This is a genomic window from Bradyrhizobium sp. (genome assembly GCF_049581145.1).
Taxonomy (GTDB): Bacteria; Pseudomonadota; Alphaproteobacteria; order Rhizobiales; family Xanthobacteraceae; genus Bradyrhizobium.
Genome location: NZ_JBAURI010000470.1, coordinates 1 through 2,210, shown reverse-complemented (window position 1 = coordinate 2,210; position 2,210 = coordinate 1). Strand labels below are relative to the sequence as shown.

Genomic DNA, 2,210 nt, shown 5'->3' with positions numbered 1-2,210 from the left:
GATCCCTTATCCAGCGGAGGCCCTATGGCTCGTTCAATCTCCGGCCGCAAAGCCCAGGAGTGGCAGCAGCGTCTTTCTCGGTTTCAAGATTCCCGGCAATCGGTGGTGGCGTTCTGCCAGCAGGAGGGCGTCTCGCCGCCCTCGTTCTATCTCTGGCGAAAACGTTTGTCGCTCGCGGCGAGCGCACGGCAGGCCACGGCCAGGCCGCCCGCCGGCTTCCGGCCGGTGCGCATCATGCCTGCGGCGGGCATGAGCGTGCAACTGCCCGGCGGCACGCAACTGGTCGTTCCCATGTCGGACGCGGAGACTCTGCGGACGGCGATTGAGGTGATAGTTCGCGTCGATGCCGAGCAACGCGGAGGCGTCGTGTCATGCTGAGCTTCGCCCCCAACATCCGCATCTTCCTGCATGCCCGGCCCACCGACATGCGGAAGAGTTTCGACGGCCTCTGCGGCCTGGTCCGCGGCGTGCTTTCGGCCGATCCGCTGGACGGCAGCCTGTTCCTCTTCGTCAACCGCCGCGGCGACCGGCTCAAGGCCTTGTGGTGGGACCAGGACGGCCTGGCCCTGTTTTACAAGCGTCTGGAGTCGGGCACGTTCGAGACGTTGCGGCCCGAGGGCGAGTCGGCGGCCGTGGAACTCGATGCCGCGGAACTGGCGATGCTCCTCAGCGGCGTGACGATCGCTTCGGTGAAGCGTCGCAAGCGTTACGCCAAGGCAGGTTGAGAGCAACTCCGCTGCGAGCAGGCGTCACTTCGACGCTTTCATCAAGGGCTCTTCGCGAACCGCGCTTCGGGAAAGGCCTTTTTTCGTTTCTTGAAGAATTCCTTGCGAAGTCCGCTTGTCGATTTCCCGACGGCCGCTATGATAAGAGTTATGAACGATACGCAACTGATTCCCGACGACCTTGCCGCCTGCCAGGCGATGATCGTCGAGCAGAGTTATGCGCTCGTCGAGCAGGCCAAGGCGGTCGTCGAGTTGCGGGATGCGAACACGAAGCTTGAGCAACTGGTCGAGGAGCAGAAGCTCACGATCAACGAGCTCTTGCAGCGGGCTTACCGCAACCGCAGCGAGCGGTATCATGAAGACCCCAACCAATTGAAGCTCGACCTGGGCGGCACGCCGGAGGCGGGCGACGCGGCGGCGGGCTTGGCGGAGGCGGTCGAGGAAGCTCAAGTCGTCATCGCCGAGCACAAACGCCGAAAGCACAAGCCGCGCAAGCCCCGCGACGAATCGCTGCCGGCGCATCTGCCCCGCGAAGAAGTCGTCCTGCCGGTTCCCGCAGAAGTCCAGCACTGCGCGGAGCACGGCGAACGGAAACTGATCGGCTACGACGAGCAGGAGACGCTGGTCTTCGAGCGGCCCAAGCTCAAGGTCCGCGTCACGAAGATTCCCAAGTTCGCCTGCGAGGGCGCGCCGCAGTGCGGCGTGAAGGAAGCCCCGCGGCCGCAAGGGCTGGTCGAGGGCAATCGCTACGATACGAGCGTGGCCGCCGAGATCGTCACGGCCAAGTACGGCTACCACCTGCCCATCTATCGCCAACAAGATTACTTCGCCGGCAGCGGTTGGACGCCTTCGCGAAGCACGCTCTTGAACATCCTCGTGGCGACACACGCGGTGCTCCGCGGCTTCGTGCTCTATCTGCGGGACGAGGTGCTCGCCAGCGGCGCCTTGGGCACGGATGAGACGCGGACGACGTTGATCCTGCCGGCGGAGATTCCCGCCGTTATCGAGGGCGACGCCAAGAGCAAGCGCATCCACGAAGTCTTCAGCGAAGCGCGGGCCAAGGATCAGCCCAGCGTCTCGGGCCGCATGTGGGCCTATCGCAGCCTGACCGTGCCGATCAACGTCTTCGACTTCACCGTCAGCCGCCATCGCGACGGCCCCGACGAGTTCCTCGTGGCGGGAAACTTCATGGGCACGATCATCGCCGACTGTTATTCGGGCTATCGGCAGATATCGCTTCGCAGCGACGCGCGGATCGTGCGCGCGGCCTGCAACGCGCACGCGCGGCGGAAGCTCTTCGAGGCGCGGGCGAACCATCCCCTGCTGGCCGCGCGCTTCCTGGCGATCTATCAACAGTTGTACGACATCGAGGACCGCGGCAAGACGCTGTCGTGCGCCGATCGCGAGGCATTGCGCGCCGCGGAAGCGCGGCCGGTCTGGGAGCGGATGCGCGAGTTGCTCGATCCCGGCGCGCCGGCGGCCGTG

3 protein-coding genes are annotated in these 2,210 nt (G+C 65.2%); all 3 read left to right on the top strand.

Annotation, left to right across the window (positions count from 1 at the left end; translation table 11 throughout):
* Positions 1 to 378: IS66 family insertion sequence element accessory protein TnpA (gene tnpA, locus WCB02_RS15500; RefSeq protein ID WP_423959225.1), on the top strand; the 378-nt coding region annotated here is incomplete at its 5' end.
* Positions 372 to 725, top strand: coding sequence for an IS66 family insertion sequence element accessory protein TnpB (gene tnpB / locus WCB02_RS15495; protein ID WP_423959223.1), 354 nt, complete (start codon positions 372 to 374; stop codon positions 723 to 725). The genes tnpA and tnpB, both read left to right, overlap by 7 nt.
* 198 nt (positions 726 to 923) lie before the next feature.
* Positions 924 to 2,210: IS66 family transposase (locus tag WCB02_RS15490; RefSeq protein WP_423959222.1), on the top strand; the 1,287-nt coding region annotated here is incomplete at its 3' end.

Coding starts and splice junctions, on each gene's coding strand:
- tnpB (WP_423959223.1), top strand. CDS start 372: ATGCTGAGCTTCGCCCCCAACATCCGCATCTTCCTGCATGCCCGGCCC.